This is a genomic window from Pelorhabdus rhamnosifermentans (assembly GCF_018835585.1).
GTDB classification, from domain to species: Bacteria; Bacillota; Negativicutes; order UMGS1260; family UMGS1260; genus Pelorhabdus; species Pelorhabdus rhamnosifermentans.
The window spans coordinates 1-1,095 of the sequence record NZ_JAHGVE010000069.1 but is presented as its reverse complement, the minus strand read 5'-3'; the positions used below and the strand labels follow the sequence as shown (position 1 = coordinate 1,095).

Here is a 1,095-nt window from a genome sequence, read left to right as displayed (position 1 = left end):
TTTACCCGTGCCAATTTGACTTCCAAAATGCCGTTATTATAATGTTTTACTAAAGAATTCGGATCAATAGGAACACTTAACAACACTTCTTTTGCATATTTCCGTCCGGGCACACCCTGGGACATTGCACTAATTAGCAAAGCATCTTTCTTCAACTCTACGACAATCTCACCTTCAGTTACGCCTGGCAATTCAGCTACTACAAGCACATGCGTCTCTTCTACAAATAAATCAGTGATCGGCTCCCGGACCTCTTCAATTACTGGGCCGTCATCACTTTCCTTAATGTTTCCGAACTTTTCAACTACAGGTGAACCACACCCTCCCAGTTTAACACTAAAACCATAAACGCCTTTTAATCCATCCTTGCTCAGGCCCTTTAGGTTTCCCTTCCGAGATATTTCACTTTGACCGCTACTGTCCATTTTTTCAAGCGTTTGAATCAGATTGGTTAATCCCTGGAAAATACCCTGAATACCTCCTAAGTTTACCGAAACACCTAGTTTATCTTGAGAATCATTATCTTTTTGTTTTTTTCGCTCACGCATTTTCTTATCCCTCCACTCTCACTATGTACCATCAATGTGCTGACAATGCTTGCAATGCCCGGGCGCTTATCCATCCGCACCACGGGCAGCCAGTTGCAAGCAATTCCTCTTTAGCTGATACTTTATTACATTTTGGACAAGTTTCTTTGTCTTCTTTAGCCTCTTTCAGTAGTTTTTCATTTATTTGCAAATCGCCAGGAAATTGCACACCATATTTTGCCGCCGTTTCAAATGAGGCTATGGTCGCTCTTAGCTTAATACCTAATAGCTCTACTCCCACCAGCGTAACTGAAATGTCTGCATTGATAACGATCCCTTTGTCAAGTATCCGTTCGACGACATCAAGCAGGCTTATTCCCCCAGTGCTTTTTGTCGGTACCATTTTTAATCCACCTCTTTGTCTAACTCACCTAGCCTATATAAAATAATATTCATCTCCATATCCAAAACGATGGTATATATGTTTTTATCAAATACCGGTGGATACCCTAACATCCTAAGGTATTGGTTACATTGAGTCAAAATCACTGTACCCCACCATTCCTCG

Annotated in this window: 2 protein-coding genes; both read right to left on the bottom strand. The window is 41.2% G+C overall.

Translation table 11 applies throughout. The features are described from left to right. Nucleotides 1–548: archaeal heat shock protein Hsp20 (hsp20, locus tag Ga0466249_RS25755; RefSeq protein WP_215832362.1), on the bottom strand; the 548-nt coding region annotated here is incomplete at its 3' end. A gap of 31 nt (nt 549–579) precedes the next feature. Next, on the bottom strand, nt 580–930 hold the full coding sequence (locus Ga0466249_RS28055) for a gas vesicle protein (protein ID WP_215832361.1): 351 nt from the start codon (nt 928–930) through the stop codon (nt 580–582). Between the last annotated feature and the right edge of the window lie 165 nt (nt 931–1,095).

Coding starts and splice junctions, on each gene's coding strand:
- Ga0466249_RS28055 (WP_215832361.1), bottom strand. CDS start 930: ATGGTACCGACAAAAAGCACTGGGGGAATAAGCCTGCTTGATGTCGTC.